This window comes from Allopseudospirillum japonicum, from assembly GCF_900108915.1.
Taxonomy (GTDB): Bacteria; Pseudomonadota; Gammaproteobacteria; order Pseudomonadales; family Halomonadaceae; genus Pseudospirillum; species Pseudospirillum japonicum.
The window spans coordinates 67,862-84,535 of sequence record NZ_FNYH01000010.1; the positions used below are offsets into that span (position 1 = coordinate 67,862).

Below are 16,674 nucleotides of genomic sequence, written 5' to 3' on the forward strand. Positions count from 1 at the left end.
ATGGCGTAATTCAGATGAAATACAGCCATACATTATGGCAAGTTTCCTCGCCTAGGCCAATAAATTTGATCCATATCAGAGATACGACCAAAGTGAAACATGCTGAGCGTATCTAGATACATTAAATAATACGTGAATAAGCTTTTTGTAAAGCAGAATGATCTAAATAGGCATCAAAAACCATGCAAATGCTACGGATAAGTAAGCGTCCTGCAGGGGTAACTTGAAGTTTATTGCCTTGACGGATCAGTAAACCATCAGCTTGATGCTGTTTAAGATAGCCAAGTTCAGCCGCAAAATGTTCAGCAAAATCAATGCCATGTTCCGCTGCGAAGGCATCACCATCGAGTTCAAAATGACAAATCAGCTGATTGATCAGCGAACGTCTGAGTTGATCTTCTGCGCTTAGAGTCAAACCCCGCAAGGTAGCAAATTCACCAGCCGCAATACGGCTTTCATAGGCTTCACGCTTATGGTGATTTTGTGCATAAGTTGCGCCTACTTGGCTAATCGAGGAGGCACCTAAAGCCAATAGATCACAGTTAGCGTGGGTGGTATAGCCTTGGAAGTTTCTGTGCATCCAACCTTCACGCTGTGCCATAGCGAGGGTATCGTCTGGGCGTGCAAAGTGATCCATACCAATATAAACGTAGCCAGCTTCTAATAAGCGCTTGATACTGTATTCTAAAATGGCGAGTTTCTCTGGTGCTGAAGGCAAATCTTCTGCACGAATACGACGCTGAGGTTTAAAACGTTCTGGCAAATGTGCGTAGTTAAAAATGGAAAGGCGATCAGGGTTAAGCTCAATAATTTGTTCAAGGGTTTGTCGAAAACTTGCTAAAGTTTGTAACGGTAGGCCGTAGATTAAATCAATGTTAAGTGAGCGGAAACCTAAGTCGCGGCAGCTTTGTAAGACGTCGCGTGTCATTTCATACGGTTGAATACGGTTGACGGCTTTTTGCACTTGAGGGTCTAAATCTTGTACCCCTAAACTCACTCGATTAAAACCGAGATGTCTTAGCAAAGCTAAACCGGTTTGGTCCACTTCGCGTGGGTCGATTTCAATTGAATAATCGCCCTGATCATCGTCGCGTAGGTTAAAGTGTTCGCGCGTGCTGTGCATCAAATCTTGCATTTGCGGATGTGATAAGAATGTCGGAGTACCACCGCCCCAGTGTAATTGTTCTACCGGACGTTGCGGATCAACCCATTGAGTCAACAAATGCATTTCTTGCTTAAGGTAATCGACATAAGGCGCTGCTAGTGAGGTATCTTTAGTTGCTAACTTATTGCAACCACAGTAAAAACAAACTGTCGTGCAAAAAGGAATATGAAAATATAAAGATAAAGGCTGTGCTTGCGTATTGCTAGCAGCTAAGGCAGCTTGGTAATCACTGGCTTGCCAAGTTTCGGTAAATTGAACCGCAGTTGGATACGAGGTATAACGTGGACCTGCGACATTATAACGCTCGATAAGCGCATGATCCCATTCAATCGCGGTGGGAGTGGGGTGAAGATCAGATGCAGAGGTGCCCATAGCCAAAAGAATCCTATTGCAAAACTTAATAATGAAGAAGATGCCACATTTGCCAGCCTGCAAGAGCAAGCAAGCTCAACCCTGCAAGGGTGCGTGTATATGGGTGTTTTAACCCTTGTTGTAATCGACGCGCAAAGGCGCCAGTGGCTAATAAGGTAGGTAAGGTGCCAGCACCAAAAGCGAGCATTAATAAGGCACCTTGTGCGGCACTACCGGCGCTTAAGCTCCAAATAAGGGCGCTATAGACCAACCCACAAGGCAGCCAGCCCCATAAAGCACCTAATATAAAGGCTTGCCTTGGATGATAGACAGGTAAAAAACGCCGAGCTTGAGGCTCAATATATCGCCACAAATGCTGGCCAAGACGTTCTAAGTGGGTTAAGCCTTGCCACCATTGTCCGATATACAAGGCCATCATCACTAAGACAATTAAAGCAATGCCCTGCAAGATTTGCGTGAATAAAAGGCTACCACTAAAAAGGGAGCCTAAACTAGCAACTAAAGCACCTGCAAGGCTATAACTTAAAATACGTGCCACATTGTAACTTATGAGTAAGCGGCTAAGACGCCACCAAGAACGCTGGCTGGGTGGAATGGCAAACGTTAAAGCGCTCATAATCCCACCACACATGCCAATGCAATGCCCGCCACCGAGCAAGCCCATCATAAAAGCCGCGCCTAAGTTTAAGCCAGAGTCAGTGAGCATCATAGGCGTTTAGTTGACGCGTCGCTAGTTTCTGTTGTGGTATCAGGTGCTTGCGTGCTTGCTTGTGTATTTTCTTTCGGCATATCGTCATCATCATACAGGATGCTATATGCCGGCCCGTCTAGGTCTTCAAACTGGCCATTGTCAACAGCCCAGAAAAAGATATAAACGGCAATTGCTAGAAAAATCAAAGAAATGGGAATCAGGATATAAATAATACTCATAAAGCACCTGCCGTAAATGATGCCGGTGAAAGGGGATCGGCTTCCTTATCTGCCGACAAACGCAGCGCATTAAAAACGACGATCAGGGAGCTTACTGACATACCAATTGCTGCCAACCAAGGGGGAATCATACCCATGGCGGCTAACGGCAAAGCCAGCACATTATAGACCAAGGCCCACATCAAATTTTGCCGGATCACACGGCGGGTTTTATAGGCTAGACGGATTGCATCGCTAATTCGTGTGAGATGTGCGGACACTAGCAGGGCATCTGCACTAGTTTTTGCGAGGTCTGTAGCATTGCCCATCGCAATAGACACTTGTGCGCCTGCTAAGACAGGCACATCATTAATCCCATCGCCGACCATAATGACAGCTTCGCCTGCTGCTTGGAGTTCACGCAAACGCGCTAGTTTGGTTTCTGGTGAGGCAGCCGCCGTATACGTACTAATCCCTAATTTTTGCGCCACTTGGGACACTGCTGGGCCTTGATCACCACTTAATAATTCAACTTCTAGCCCCATGTCCTGCAAACTTTGGATACAGGCTAAAGCATCATGGCGCAATTGGTCATCTAGGTGAAACCAGCACAAAGGCCCTTGTTGGTCTGCCAATAAAATGCTTTGTCCGGTTAACGTTGGTGGCTGATGTTGAGGTGCTTGTAACGCTTGCTGAGGCCATGCAAATTCTGCTTTACCCAGACGGTAGATCTGTCCTTGGACTTCACCAGTTAACCCTTCCCCCATGACCACTTGGGTTGATTGGGCGCGCATATCTATCTGTCGATATTCGCTAAAGGCACGTGCAATGGGGTGTTCTGAGTGGCTTTCGAGCGCAGCGGCTAAGGCTAATACGGAATCACATCTTGGATCTTTGGGATCTGCAATCCAAGTATGGTGAACTAATTTGAGTTGACCTTGCGTGAGGGTACCGGTTTTATCAAAAATAATGTGCGTACTTTGGGCAAGTCCTTCTAGGACATGGCTGCGGGTCACTAAAAAACCACGGTTTCTTAAATGATTCATTGCCACAGTCAGTGCGGTGGGCGTGGCCAAGGATAAAGCACAAGGGCAAGTCACCACGAGGACAGATAAGGTAATCCAGAAAGCATCACTAGGTGCCAGTTGCCACCAAACATAGGCGACGCTTGAGGCTATGATTAAAACAGCTAAGACAAACCAATGCGCAATACGGTTAGCTAGTGCAGCCACTTTAGGTTTTTCGGCAAAGGCTCGGTCTGTCAAACGTGCAATACTGGCCACACGGGCATCTTGTCCTGTATGTTCGACCTGCATTTCTAACGGGCTTTCCACATTTTGCGTCCCTGCCATCAAAGGATCACCTAGCGTACGGGCAACAGGCATGTATTCGCCAGTTAAGGCTGCTTCATTTAGACTCGAACGTCCTTTCACAATACGACCATCTGCGGGCACGCTTTGCCCTGGCTTCACTAGAACGCGATCCCCGACTTGTAAATCCCGTGTGGGGACGATTTCTTCTTGGCCATCCGCTGTCAGGCGAATCGCACTTGTGGGTAATAAATTTTGTAATGCATTGCCTGAGCGACCAATACGGTGACGCGCACGCATTTCGATATAGCGCCCAAAGAGTAAGAAAAAAGTAAACATACTGACAGAATCAAAATACACTTCGCCCGTATCTGTCAGCGTCGCCCAAACGCTTGCAAGGTAAGCAGTACCGATAGCAAGGGCAACAGGTACATCCATGCTTAGATGTCGCGTGCGCAAATCACGCCATGCTGCTTTGAAGAAAGGATAAGCGGAAAAAAGCACCACAGGGGTGGTCATCACCAAAGATAACCAACGAAATAAGTTTTTAAAATCTTCTTCAATCCCTTGAAAAGCTTCTGCATATAAGCCGACAGCAAACATCATCACTTGCATCATGCCAATCCCTGCAATAATCAAGCGACGGGTAAACATCTTTTCTTGCTGTAGTAATTGGGCTTGCTGCTGATCTGCTTGGTAGGGGCAAGCTTGATAACCAATGCTTTGTAAGCAAATGAGCACTTGGCTAAGTTGAGTTTTTTTAGGATCCCAAGTGAGGCTGGCTCTATGCTGGCTTAGATTAACAGCAATTTTATGCACGCCAGTTTCTTGGCTGAGTTGGTGCTCAATCAGCCAAGCACAAGCCGCGCAGGTAATGCCTTCGATAGCGAGTTGGATGTGGGCGAGCCCTTGTTCATCATGGTGTACAAATTCGGCTTGTAATTCAGGACGATCATAAATACGCATCTCTTGTTCAAGATGTGGGTGATCTTCCTCCGGCCGCAACGGCATCTGCGTTCGATATTTGTAATAACTAGCCAAACCGCCTTCCACAATCGCATGTGCTACTGCCTCACATCCAGGGCAGCACATAGGGTGGCGAGTTTGGTCGAGCTCGATAAAGTAAGGTGAATCTGCAGGGACAGGCTCGCCGCAGTGGTAGCATTTTTCCATAGATGAACATCCAAACCGGTTTACTGAGTGCTGGCGCTAAGAATCACTGCATCTTCACTAGGGAAACGGACGACGCCTTGTAAACGCCATTGCTCAGAAGGCGGTTGTAGCTGAATATACCAGCGATTATTTAATCGATCTGCAAGCGCACCCACATAGCGAGAACCATTTTGGTGGTTTAGGGTGATTTCTAAATCTCGGTCTGCACGTGTGGGAAATTCTAATGCCAGCTTTAAAGTGGTAGGCATTTGTTCTAGTTGACCTTGCAGGTCAAGTACGACATCACCGGTGAGACTATCAAAACGCAAACTGGCTTTGAGCTCAAGCTGTTGTGCTATGACATCTTTTTCTAGCTCTTGGTTAATGGCTAAACCGGATTTGTAGTAATCATCACGTACGGTGCCATCAAAGTAACGAATCGACATAATTAGCATCGTGGTACCGACCAACACGCTAACAATCAAGGGGGCTAAAATAAGCCAAGGCCAAAACTGTTTGTACCAAGGAGGGGTGTTCATAATATCCTACCTAGTTAAAAAAATGTGGGATCACAAAGGATCCCACGAGCTGCTTACATTCGCTATCGCAGCGCAAGCAAGGTGTTGGTGCAATTAGCGACGCACTTCACTAATGAAGCGTGTCTCTTTTTCACTGTAAATGCTGGTGTCATCTACAGAAGCGACTTGCACAAGCACATCATAACTTGGCGCTTGTAGATCCTTTGGATCGACCACAAGTTGTATTGGTAAGTTCAAGACTTCACCCGCTTCTAGTGTCACCTGATGCTTACCTTGAATGCGTAAACCTTCTACGCCTGAAACTGAAAGTGCATAAGTATGTGGTTTTTGATCCATATTGGCGATTTTAATCGTGTAGTTATTCTCAATGAAACCTTCAGCGGTTTCACGGAACAATTGATTACGATCGCGCAGTACTTCAACTTCCATTGGCACCCGTCCACCAAGAGCGATCATAAAGGCGATAATCATCCCCATGAGCACGGCAAAGTAGCCAATTAAACGAGGACGCAATAATTTGGTGGTATTGCCCTCGAGCTCCTGTTCTGTGGTGTAGCTGATTAAGCCTTTTTGGTAGCCCATTTGCTCCATCACAGTATCACAAGCATCGATACAAGCGGCACAAGTAATACACTCGTATTGCAAACCATCGCGAATATCAATCCCCACTGGGCAAACATGCACACATAAATTGCAGTCAATACAATCACCTAAACCAGCTGTTTTAGGATCAATGGACTTTTTACGCGCACCTCTTGGTTCACCACGACGCGGATCATAAGACACAATGAGTGTATCTTGGTCGAACATGACAGACTGGAAGCGTGCGTACGGGCACATATAAATACAAACTTGCTCGCGCAACCAACCCGCATTGAGGTAAGTGAAAAGGGTGAAAAAGCCTAGCCACCAAGCTTCCCAAGGCCCTAAATCAAAGCTGAGAATACGCGGTAATAACTCACGGATAGGTGAGAAATAGCCCACAAAAGCAATAGCGGTCAGTAACGCAGCCAACAACCAAAGCGCATGCTTGGAAGCTTTGCGCTTGAGTTTGGTTTTATCCATTGGCTGTTGATCGAGTTTGATACGCTGATTGCGACTACCTTCGGTTTTATCTTCAATCCAGATAAAAAGCCAAGTCCACACACTTTGTGGGCATGCGTATCCACACCAGACACGTCCTGCAAAGTTGGTGATAAAAAACAATGCGAAAGCCGAAATAATCAGCAACCAAGCTAACAGCATGAAATCATGTGGGAAGAAAGTGATACCGAAGATGTGGAACTGGCGGTTCGGTAAATCAAATAAGATGGCTTGACGCCCATCCCACTGAATCCAAGCAGCAAAGAAGTATCCCAAAAGCAGTAACCAGTTTGACCGCGTGCGCAGCTTTTGAAAGACACCTTTGACAAGGCGTACATAAATATGCTTGCGTTTTGCGTATAAAGAGCCTGAAGCCTCATTGTCAGTTTGGGAAGCGGCTTGGGCTTTAGTGGCGTCTACCGCTTGCCCGGGATCAGGCGTAATATCCTGAGTAGGGATTTTATCGGTCATGGTTATCACCAAGCTAAATTTTAGAAAAAGAAGAAGTCAGTAAGACTTAAAAGACAAGTAATAGGTCAGCAAGTGAATGAGGGTAGGGCTATTATAAGCGTTTTCTGTTTTAAGGGGCGCAAAAGAAGCCTGAGTGCGACACTTTGACGCACCCGAGTTTTGTACTTGTGCGTAGGCAATAAAAAAGGGAATCCTTTTAGGATTCCCTTGGTTTTTCTGCACCTAGCGTGTTTATTTTTGTGACAAACTATAGACGTAAGCAGCGAGGATATGGACTTTATCTTCACCGATGTACTGTTGCTGTGCAGGCATGTGGCCATTACGACCATAGCGTAGGGTGTACTCGATAGACTCAGCTAAGCTTTGCTGAGGCTGTTTGTATAACCAAACGTTATCAGTCAGGTTAGGCGCACCCAAGGCGTGCATACCTTTAGCATCTGCACCGTGACAAGCAACACACATGGCAGTAAACAGGGGTTGACCTGCAGCTGCTTGAGTTGTGTCATGCTGTTGATCAGATAAGCTGAGTACGTACTGAGTTAGGTTTTTGATACCCTCTTCACCCAAGACGCTTTCCCACGCAGGCATCTGACCATTACGACCATTGATGATACTGTATTTGATGGCTTCAGGATCACCACCATAGAGCCAGTCAGTATCTGTAAGGTTCGGGAAGCCATAGGCACCTTTACCTGCTGAACCGTGACATACAGAACAGTTGTTTTGGAAGATACGTTGACCTACTTTCATCGCTTCCGGATCTTTTGCCAAAGTTGGGATTTCAATTTTGGCAAAGTCTTGGAAAATAGGTGCATAGTATTCTTCTGCGTAGGCTACTTCTTCTTCCCATTGACCTGTTGATGTCCAGCCTAGTAAACCTTTCCAGTTACCTAGACCTGGGTACAAAATCAGGTAAAAAATGGCGAAGATGATGGTGCCGACAAACATCAGGAACCACCAACGTGGTAGAGGATTATCATATTCCTCGATACCATCTGCTGCGTGACCTGTGGTTTGTACTTCACCATTAGCATCCGCTGCTTTATCAGTTTTGCGGTTGGCAAAGAGCAGCCACCAGCAACCACCTACCACGCCCAAGGTGATAATGCTGATCCAGGCACTCCAGAAGCCGCTCATAGCTTCAGTCATGAGGTTTTTTCTCCAATGTCGATCCTAGGTCTGAGTTAGGTGAGTCACCTTGATCCTCAGCGTCGGCAAAGGGCAGATTGGCAGCCTCATCAAAACCTTTCTTTTGCCTTGCGCTATAGGCCCACCAAACAATTCCCATAAAACAAATAAAGACCAGAACTGTAAGGATGCTGTGTAAGGTGACCATATCCATAACTACTACCGCTTATCTTTGAGGACTGTACCTAGTTGCTGTAAGTAGGCAACTAGAGCGTCGATTTCAGTTTTACCTTGAACCTCAGCACGTGCGTTGGCAATTTGCTCTTCAGTGTAAGGCACACCTAGACCTTGCAACACGCTCATTTTGCGTGCGGTTAGGTCACCATCGAGCGTATTGGAAAATAGCCAAGGATAGGCAGGCATTTTAGATTCAGGCACAACGTCACGTGGGTTATACATGTGAGCACGGTGCCACTGATCTGAATAACGGCCGCCTACACGCGCAAGGTCAGGACCTGTACGCTTGGAGCCCCAGAGGAAAGGGTGATTATAAACAAACTCACCTGCCACTGAGTAATGACCATAACGCTCTGTCTCTGCACGGAAAGGACGTATCATTTGTGAGTGACAAACGTTACAACCTTCACGGATATAAACATCACGACCTTCCAGCTGGAGCGCAGTTAAAGGCTTGAGACCTTCAACTGGTTGCGTCGTTTGCTTTTGGAAGAACAGAGGAACGATTTCAGCCAGACCACCGAAGCTGATCACCACAAGGATCAGCACGGCCATCAAGCCAATATTTTTTTCTAAGACTTCATGTTTCATCGCACAACCCTTCTTGGCTTAGGCAGTCTGAGCCACTGCATTTTGTGCAGCTGGACTTTTAACGGTCATGGTTACGTTGTAAGCCATAATCAGCATACCAACGACCCAGAAACAGCCGCCGAGCCAGCGCACGAAAAAGCCTGGATGACTTGCTTCTAACGCTTCTACAAAGCTGTACATTAGGGTGCCGTCGATGTTTACTGCACGCCACATCAGACCTTGGAGGATACCGTTAACCCACATAGACGCGATGTAAAGGACCGTACCTACCGTTGCCAGCCAGAAGTGCACGTTGATTAAGTTGGTAGAGAACATTTGGCCTTTGTTAAACACACGTGGAATCAGGTGGTAAATAGAGCCGATAGAAATCATCGCAACCCAACCCAAAGCCCCAGCGTGTACGTGGCCGATGGTCCAATCAGTGTAGTGTGAGAGCGCATTCACTGTCTTAATGGACATCATAGGGCCTTCGAAGGTTGACATACCATAGAAAGACAGAGAAACCACTAAGAAGCGTAAGATAGGATCATGGCGCAATTTATGCCAAGCACCAGACAAGGTCATCATACCATTGATCATACCGCCCCAAGAAGGTGCAAGCAGAATCAAAGACATGATCATACCAACAGACTGAGTCCAATCAGGTAGCGCAGTATAGTGCAAGTGGTGAGAACCAGCCCACATATAGGTAGTGATTAGCGCCCAGAAGTGCACGATAGATAAGCGATAGGAATAAACAGGGCGCTCAGCTTGCTTAGGTACGAAGTAGTACATCATGCCTAAGAAACCTGCGGTTAAGAAGAAGCCTACCGCATTGTGGCCATACCACCATTGTGCCATCGCATCAATCGCACCTGCATAAGCAGAGTAAGACTTGGTCAGTGACACAGGTACAGCTGCACTATTGACAATGTGTAATACAGCAACTGTTAGAATAAAGGCGGCATAGAACCAGTTCGCAACATAGATATGTGAGGTTTTACGTTGCTTAATGGTACCTAAGAAGACCACAGCATAAGAAACCCATACCACAGCGATCAAAATATCAATCGGCCATTCTAACTCTGCGTACTCTTTAGATGAAGTCAAACCCAGAGGTAGCGTAATAGCCGCCAATACGATCACTGCTTGCCAACCCCAAAAGGTGAAGTTAGCGAGACTATCTGAAAACAGACGCGTCTGACAGGTACGTTGGACAACATAATAGGAAGTGGCAAACAATGCAGAACCACCAAACGCAAAAATAACTGCGTTAGTGTGTAAAGGACGTAAACGTCCAAAGCTAGTCCAAGGAAGGCCAAAGTTCAGTTCAGGCCACACCAATTGAGCTGCGATCCAGACGCCGACAAACATGCCGACGATACCCCAGACCACAGTCATGATGGCGAACTGCCGAACCACCTTGTAATTGTAGGTCGGATGTTCAAATGCTGTGCTCATGTCAGGTTCCCATAACAGCGAGTTAGATGGAGGAATCCAGTCGCAAGTTTGTTAGAAGTGCGACTACTTGGGCAATGATACATATCAATGTATGTGCGACATTTTACCGCACACCCTGCTAGACCTGAATAGCCTTGCACACAGAATTACTAATTTTCTGCAACGCAAGTCAAACCAACTGCTTATTATTACTATGAAAAACAGTAGCTTTATCAAAAAAATCCGCAAGGATTTTAGACAAATGTCTAACACAAATTTTTGTATTAGACGAAATGGAAGGTCAGGCTTTCGCCGCTAGTGTAGATGAGTTTTACAAAAGAATACATACTTCAATTTTTTTGCATGACATGGCGACCAAAACTTAGGTTTTAGTCATCTTGGTTATCAAAGGCTTTCAGAATAATCTGATCTAAACGATAAACAAATCAAAATTTGCTTTTGATTGAAAAAAAAGTTGACACTGAATAAAACCTACTTATAATACGCCTCCACATGCACAGCGGGTGGTTAGCTCAGCTGGGAGAGCACCAGCCTTACAAGCTGGGGGTCACAGGTTCGATCCCTGTACCACCCACCAAATGCATGACCTAGATGATATGCGGACCGGTAGTTCAGTTGGTTAGAATGCCGGCCTGTCACGCCGGAGGTCGCGGGTTCGAGCCCCGTCCGGTCCGCCATTTGGGTGGTTAGCTCAGCTGGGAGAGCACCAGCCTTACAAGCTGGGGGTCACAGGTTCGATCCCTGTACCACCCACCAAATCATCGGGTTCGTTTTAGTTCAGTGGACCGGTAGTTCAGTTGGTTAGAATGCCGGCCTGTCACGCCGGAGGTCGCGGGTTCGAGCCCCGTCCGGTCCGCCACTAAAACAAAAAGCAAGATATTCTGCCTCAAGCTTGGGTGGTTAGCTCAGCTGGGAGAGCACCAGCCTTACAAGCTGGGGGTCACAGGTTCGATCCCTGTACCACCCACCAAGCATATTGGCTAATAGATGCGGACCGGTAGTTCAGTTGGTTAGAATGCCGGCCTGTCACGCCGGAGGTCGCGGGTTCGAGCCCCGTCCGGTCCGCCATTAGTCAAACAAATCGACATCTTTTATATCCAAGCAATCAATAACTGCCATCTTCTAAAAAGAAGAAATGGTGGTTTTTTTGCGTTTTTTATCTTTCTTCCCTCCTTTTCTTTCCCTCGCTTTGTGCATGGAATAACAGAGCGGTGCTTGCGCCTCTGATATTTTTATCATACGATCGTTTGAATTGTAACCATCACTTGATAAAAATAACAAAGGTGAGGATGTGCCCATGTACCCGCATTTATTTACGCCCCTAGACTTAGGTTTTACGGTACTTAAAAACCGTATTCTAATGGGTTCTATGCATACCAATCTCGAAGAACGTCCCCAAGGTTTTCAGCGTTTAGCAGCTTTCTATGCACAAAGAGCGGCTGCCGGTGTAGCGCTTATTGTGACCGGAGGAATTGCACCTAATGATCAAGGTGTGGTGTTTGCAGATGCAGCCAGCTTGACTCAAGAAGCACAGCTTCCAGAGCATCAATATATGACTCGAAAAGTACAGGAAGCCGGTGGCAAGATTTGTATGCAAATTCTGCATACGGGGCGTTATAGCTATAATCCGCGCTTAGTTGCCCCTTCAGCTTTAAAAGCACCTATTAATCCTTTTACCCCACATGCACTGACTGAGACTGAAATTGGGCAGCACATCCAAGATTATGTACGTTGTGCGGCTTTGGCGCAGGCCGCTGGCTATGATGGTGTAGAAATCATGGGGAGTGAAGGTTATTTAATTAATCAATTCTTTTGTCAACGCACTAATCATCGTCAAGATGCTTGGGGTGGTTGTTTAGAAAATCGGATGCGTTTTGCACTTGCGATTGTCGCTCAGATACGTGCCCAAGTTGGCCCTGAATTTATTATTATCTTTCGCTTATCCATGTTGGATTTGGTCGAAGATGGCAATACTAGAGAAGAAATTATTACGCTTGCGCAAGCTTTAGAAAGTGCTGGTGTGACTTTACTCAATACAGGGATTGGCTGGCATGAATCGCGCGTGCCTACGATTGCAACCTCTGTACCGCGTGCAGTCTTCGCGCAAGTGAGTGCGCAAATACGTGCGCAAGTCAGTCTCCCTGTGATTACGAGTAATCGTATCAACATGCCGCATACTGCTGAGGAATTACTTGCGCGTGGGGATGCAGATATGGTGTCTATGGCACGCCCTTTTTTAGCGGATCCTGAATGGGTACAAAAAGCACAACAAGGGCATGCGCATCTTATTAATACTTGTATTGCCTGTAATCAAGCTTGTCTGGATCAAATTTTCCAAGGGCAAATTGCGTCTTGTTTAGTGAACCCTTTTGCCTGCCGTGAAACTGAACTAAAAATCCAGCCTGCACAACAGAAAAAACGCGTTGCGATTGTGGGTGCAGGTGTTGCGGGTCTTGCTTGTGCGGTGACAGCGGCTGAATCTGGCCATCAAGTGACTTTGTTTGAAGCACAAGCAAAGATAGGTGGACAGTTTCAATATGCGAGTCAAATTCCAGGTAAGGAAGAATTTACGGAAACACTCCGTTATTTTCAGCATAAAATCATGGCAACAGGCGTGAATCTTCAATTGCATACACGTGTTCAAGTAGAGGATTTGCTTGATTTTGATGAAGTCGTTCTTGCTACCGGTGTCAAACCTCGCATTCCAGACTTTTTGGATATTCAACATCCACAAGTGATAAGTTACCCAGAAGCGATAGCTCATCCACAGATGCTAGGGCAAAAAATTGCGATTTTGGGCGCGGGAGGAATAGGATTTGATGTCGCCAGTCTTTTGTTGCAAACAACCCCAGCAAGTTCACCGGATGTAGATTTAGCAGAACGTCAACAAGCCTTTTGCCAATATTGGGGCATCGATGTAACGGCGAAGACAGCGGGTGGGCTGATTGAACCGCACCGTGCGCCTGCACCGCGCGAAATTTGGTTATTGCAGCGTAAAACATCTGCTGTTGGGAAGGATTTAGGGAAAACGACAGGCTGGATTCATCGCGCCCATTTAAAGCATCAGGAGGTCCACTTTTGGAATGGATGCCAGTATCACTATTTTGATGAAGAAGGTTTGCATCTGACTTATCAAGATCAACGTCAGTGCTTACCTGTTGATCAAGTGGTGGTATGCGCAGGGCAAGAATCTGTGACAGATTTGCTAATACCATTGCAAGCACAAACATCACAGAAAAAAGTGCGCCTAATAGGTGGAGCAGCACTTGCTGGTGAACTTGACGCACAGCGCGCGATTCGAGAAGGGGTTGAGCTGGCATTGAGTTTATAAGAGGTGCCAAAAAAACCCGGGACCTTATCGACTTAAGTTCGATAAACCCGGGCCAGAGTGTTGCGGCAAGTCAGAGATAAGGCTCTCTGGGGCCAAGTCACCATAAAAAGATACTGTTTACAAAGCGTAGCACGACCCCAAGGAACATCAATAAAATTCCAAGGCGGTTCATTTTAAATTCCTTTGGGGTGAGTTGCAGGCGAGCGGACCAGAACACTAAAACCCCTTTTATATCACGCGTTCTTTTGATGTATAAGGCTAAAGATAAAATGACGATGGCCAAGCCAATCCAAATCAAGGCTTGTTCAAGCAGGGTCCACATGAAATTGCTGTCCTCCAAAGCAAGCCCTTGCAAAAGACATTAGTCTTTATCGTACAAGGGCTTGTGCGTTAATTAGCTAGGTATTTTACCTTGCAATAAGCGTACATACATTAAACCTGTGGTGATGGCATCTCCCACAGCCGTATGTCGTCCCATAATAGGCACGCCGAGTTTCCCTGCAATCTTTTCAAAATGCAAATCAGGCTGTAGCTCCGGATTAGTTTGCTGGATCTTGTGCTGATACAAGTGCGACAGCTCGATCACTTTATTGGGTAAGCTAAAGCCAAATCGTGGGCGTATATGGCGATTTAAAACCGCAATATCAAAGTTGATGTAATAACCTAGGATAGGGCGGTTACCAATAAAATACAGCAAGTCTTGTAACGCATCACCGAGCACCTCACCTCCATGTAGGTCGATGCCGCGAATCCGGTGGATTTTAATTGAATCTCCCGTCAGACTTTCTGGGCGCTGTAATTTGATATCCAAGCGATCACTGGTGATCACTTTACTACCGCGTACCTTAACTGCACCGATAGAAACAAGCTCAGCAGATTGAGGATCTAAACTTGTCATCTCACAATCTAAGGAAACGCATTCTTCCCCTGTGTAGGGTTCGAACATAAAGCCAAACTCACCATCACGATGAGTCCAGCGGTCGGTCGCTTTTATTATTGTTTTCAAGACCATAACCTGACCTCTTACCTTTCTAGATGATAACGGTAGGACATTCTAGACTTGAACTCTTTCACCAAGTGTAGGGCTTCACGTAGTAAATCCCTATCGAGTTTGTTGAGCTCTTGTACTAGAACATGGTTGCTGCTTTCCGCCTCGCTTTGTCCTGCAAGTACTTTAAGCTGTTGCTTTAAGCGCAAAAACGAGAACAAAGCTAAAGCTTCTGCTAGGTTGGCGGCGAATTCCTTCTCTAACGCGCCTTTCTCCGCTAGGGCTTCTAGACGAGTAAAGGTATTGGTTGCCTTGATACGCTGTTCCAAAGCCATCAAGCGTGCGCCATGCACAATAGGGAAAATACCGCCTTTTTTAATATCAATTCCGTGTGAAGAATCCTTGATACCACCAAAAATAGTTAAAGGGGTACCAAAATTCAGCATAGGTCGACCAAAGTAGGAGTAAAAAACATCCTTACCACTGAGATGTTGGAATAACCAGTCACGAGTGCGAGTAAACATAGATTTATCGCCAGCTACTGGGTGACCATCAACAAAAATGGCTAGGTTCATTAAACCGCGTCCATTGACAGAGGCGGTCCACTCACCAAGGCGCTTAGTCCACTCGCTTTCTGTCATCACCCATTCAGGGTTAGACACCATGATTTTGCCATCACATAAAGGGTAACCAAAATCGACGAGGGTTTGTGTAAACTGATCCAATACCTTCTGTCGCTCTTCTAATGGCCACTCTAAATCATCGGCCAAAATCAGGGCGTTGTCCTGATCGGTTTTTAAAACCTGCTCGCCACGGCCTTCGCTACCCATCACCAGCAAACAGACTTTGTTGTGTAAATGTGCTGGCAAAATATGTGAAAAGACCTTGCCAATAATGCGTCCATTGAGCGCAGCTAATAAGTCCATCGCAAAGCGAATTTTAACGCCTTGAGAAACTAAGGAGCTGACTAACTGATCCATACCACGCGCTGCAGCGCCCAATTCTTCTAAGGTTTCTGCACGCTCAATTTGCAAACCAATCACATGCGATTGACTGGAGAAATAGCTTAAAACATCCGTTAATTCGACAATACCTTTTAGATGTGGGCCATCAAACACCACCACGCGCTGAATTTGGTGGCGAGTCATTAAGATAAGAGCGTTAAAGAGAAAGTCGCCTGCAGGTACAGTTAATAATTGATAGTGTGCGATTTCTGCAATATTGGTTTCTACAGGGGCCTGGTTAAGCACCACGGCATTTAATAAATCAGTACGGGTGACCATACCGTATTGGCTGCCTCTTTGGACAAGCAGACAATCCACACGACGTTCCCGCATGGCAGCAGTAGCTTCGCGAATCGAAGTGCCGTTATCAAGCACTAAAGCTTCGCGCATACAGGATTGATCAACTTGAGCCAACATAAAATGGGATGCATCCATACCCATATCTTGCTGACGTCGTGTATTTAATAGTTTAGTTTTTTCTGCCAGGCTATTGTGGAAAAAGCTGGCAAAGTCTTGGTTGGCTTCTAATAACGCCTGAAAGTAGGCTTTTGGAATCAGATAACTGATCGTTTCTTCTAGTGCATTAAAATTATAGCGGCTTGCACCATTAATAATGGAAATAGCACCGAAGAGGTCATCTTGTGCGTAGTGACCAATTAAGCCTTGGTGCTCTTCGTCTGTCTCTTTTACTGTGGGGTCTGTTTCAGCAACAGCCCCTTTTAAAATAATGTAGACATACTCACTTGGCTGACCAGCCGCGAGAATTAACTCATCTTTATCAAAATAAGCAATATCTAGGCTAGATTTGAGCTTGGTTTGTTGCTCTGGGGTGAGCAGATTAAAAGGAGGATGCTGAGTATCAAATTCATCAGCCATAAGAAGTCTCCGCTTCTATAAAAAATGCGCCAACTTAAAGCTTAAGCTGGCGCATTCGATACGATTTTCAGTGATATG

At 46.0% G+C, this 16,674-nt stretch carries 14 protein-coding genes and 6 tRNA genes; 7 read left to right on the forward strand and 13 right to left on the reverse strand.

What is annotated here, in order from left to right; all coding sequences use genetic code 11:
- Positions 1-121: 121 nt before the first annotated feature.
- From hemN to ccoN, 10 genes are all read right to left on the reverse strand, one after another.
- Positions 122-1,537, reverse strand: coding sequence for an oxygen-independent coproporphyrinogen III oxidase (gene hemN / locus BMX05_RS09805; protein WP_093311063.1), 1,416 nt, complete (start codon positions 1,535-1,537; stop codon positions 122-124).
- A 25-nt stretch (positions 1,538-1,562) separates the two neighbouring features.
- Entirely contained in the window at positions 1,563-2,246 is a 684-nt protein-coding gene (locus BMX05_RS09810) for a sulfite exporter TauE/SafE family protein (RefSeq protein WP_245710681.1), read from the reverse strand.
- Positions 2,243-2,467, reverse strand: a complete 225-nt coding sequence (gene ccoS / locus BMX05_RS09815; RefSeq protein ID WP_093311067.1) for a cbb3-type cytochrome oxidase assembly protein CcoS — start codon at positions 2,465-2,467, stop codon at positions 2,243-2,245. The genes BMX05_RS09810 and ccoS overlap by 4 nt, the downstream gene beginning before the upstream one ends.
- Positions 2,464-4,929 (reverse strand): heavy metal translocating P-type ATPase, encoded by a 2,466-nt coding sequence (locus BMX05_RS09820; RefSeq protein WP_093311072.1) that lies wholly within the window; start codon positions 4,927-4,929, stop codon positions 2,464-2,466. The genes ccoS and BMX05_RS09820 overlap by 4 nt, the downstream gene beginning before the upstream one ends.
- A 20-nt stretch (positions 4,930-4,949) precedes the next feature.
- Positions 4,950-5,447, reverse strand: a complete 498-nt coding sequence (locus BMX05_RS09825) for a FixH family protein (RefSeq protein ID WP_093311077.1) — start codon at positions 5,445-5,447, stop codon at positions 4,950-4,952.
- Between the two features lie 93 nt (positions 5,448-5,540).
- Positions 5,541-7,001 carry a cytochrome c oxidase accessory protein CcoG gene (ccoG, locus tag BMX05_RS09830; protein ID WP_093311081.1) on the reverse strand — a complete coding sequence of 487 codons (1,461 nt, stop codon included), beginning with the start codon at positions 6,999-7,001 and terminating at the stop codon, positions 5,541-5,543.
- 231 nt (positions 7,002-7,232) lie between these two features.
- Positions 7,233-8,150, reverse strand: coding sequence for a cytochrome-c oxidase, cbb3-type subunit III (ccoP, locus tag BMX05_RS09835; RefSeq protein WP_093311084.1), 918 nt, complete (start codon positions 8,148-8,150; stop codon positions 7,233-7,235).
- Positions 8,143-8,343, reverse strand: a complete 201-nt coding sequence (locus BMX05_RS09840; RefSeq protein ID WP_093311087.1) for a cbb3-type cytochrome oxidase subunit 3 — start codon at positions 8,341-8,343, stop codon at positions 8,143-8,145. Before BMX05_RS09840 ends, ccoP begins: the two co-directional genes overlap by 8 nt.
- A 5-nt stretch (positions 8,344-8,348) precedes the next feature.
- The gene (gene ccoO / locus BMX05_RS09845) at positions 8,349-8,957 is read right to left on the reverse strand and encodes a cytochrome-c oxidase, cbb3-type subunit II (RefSeq protein WP_093311090.1); all 609 of its coding nucleotides are present in this window, start codon (positions 8,955-8,957) and stop codon (positions 8,349-8,351) included.
- 18 nt (positions 8,958-8,975) lie between these two features.
- Entirely contained in the window at positions 8,976-10,397 is a 1,422-nt protein-coding gene (ccoN, locus tag BMX05_RS09850) for a cytochrome-c oxidase, cbb3-type subunit I (protein ID WP_093311093.1), read from the reverse strand.
- 501 nt (positions 10,398-10,898) lie between these two features.
- Between ccoN and BMX05_RS09855 the strand changes: the two genes are divergently transcribed.
- From BMX05_RS09855 to BMX05_RS09885, 7 genes are all read left to right on the forward strand, one after another.
- Positions 10,899-10,974: transfer RNA gene (locus BMX05_RS09855), tRNA-Val, on the forward strand.
- A 23-nt stretch (positions 10,975-10,997) separates the two neighbouring features.
- A tRNA-Asp gene (locus BMX05_RS09860) sits at positions 10,998-11,074 on the forward strand.
- 3 nt (positions 11,075-11,077) lie between these two features.
- Positions 11,078-11,153 (forward strand) — tRNA-Val (locus BMX05_RS09865).
- Between the two features lie 26 nt (positions 11,154-11,179).
- Positions 11,180-11,256: transfer RNA gene (locus tag BMX05_RS09870), tRNA-Asp, on the forward strand.
- A 35-nt stretch (positions 11,257-11,291) separates the two neighbouring features.
- Positions 11,292-11,367, forward strand: a tRNA-Val gene (locus BMX05_RS09875).
- Between the two features lie 21 nt (positions 11,368-11,388).
- Positions 11,389-11,465 (forward strand) — tRNA-Asp (locus tag BMX05_RS09880).
- Positions 11,466-11,694: 229 nt separating this feature from the next.
- A complete protein-coding gene (locus BMX05_RS09885) occupies positions 11,695-13,728 on the forward strand; it encodes an NADPH-dependent 2,4-dienoyl-CoA reductase (RefSeq protein WP_177166871.1) in 2,034 nt (677 codons plus the stop codon).
- Between the two features lie 97 nt (positions 13,729-13,825).
- Here BMX05_RS09885 and BMX05_RS09890 read toward each other — a convergent pair whose 3' ends face one another.
- The 3 genes from BMX05_RS09890 to BMX05_RS09900 form a co-directional block, all read right to left on the reverse strand.
- A complete protein-coding gene (locus BMX05_RS09890) occupies positions 13,826-14,050 on the reverse strand; it encodes a hypothetical protein (protein ID WP_093311099.1) in 225 nt (74 codons plus the stop codon).
- A gap of 72 nt (positions 14,051-14,122) precedes the next feature.
- Positions 14,123-14,740 carry a 3'-5' exonuclease gene (locus BMX05_RS09895; protein WP_093311104.1) on the reverse strand — a complete coding sequence of 206 codons (618 nt, stop codon included), beginning with the start codon at positions 14,738-14,740 and terminating at the stop codon, positions 14,123-14,125.
- Between the two features lie 11 nt (positions 14,741-14,751).
- A complete protein-coding gene (locus BMX05_RS09900) occupies positions 14,752-16,596 on the reverse strand; it encodes a putative nucleotidyltransferase substrate binding domain-containing protein (RefSeq protein ID WP_093311109.1) in 1,845 nt (614 codons plus the stop codon).
- Positions 16,597-16,674 lie beyond the last annotated feature (78 nt).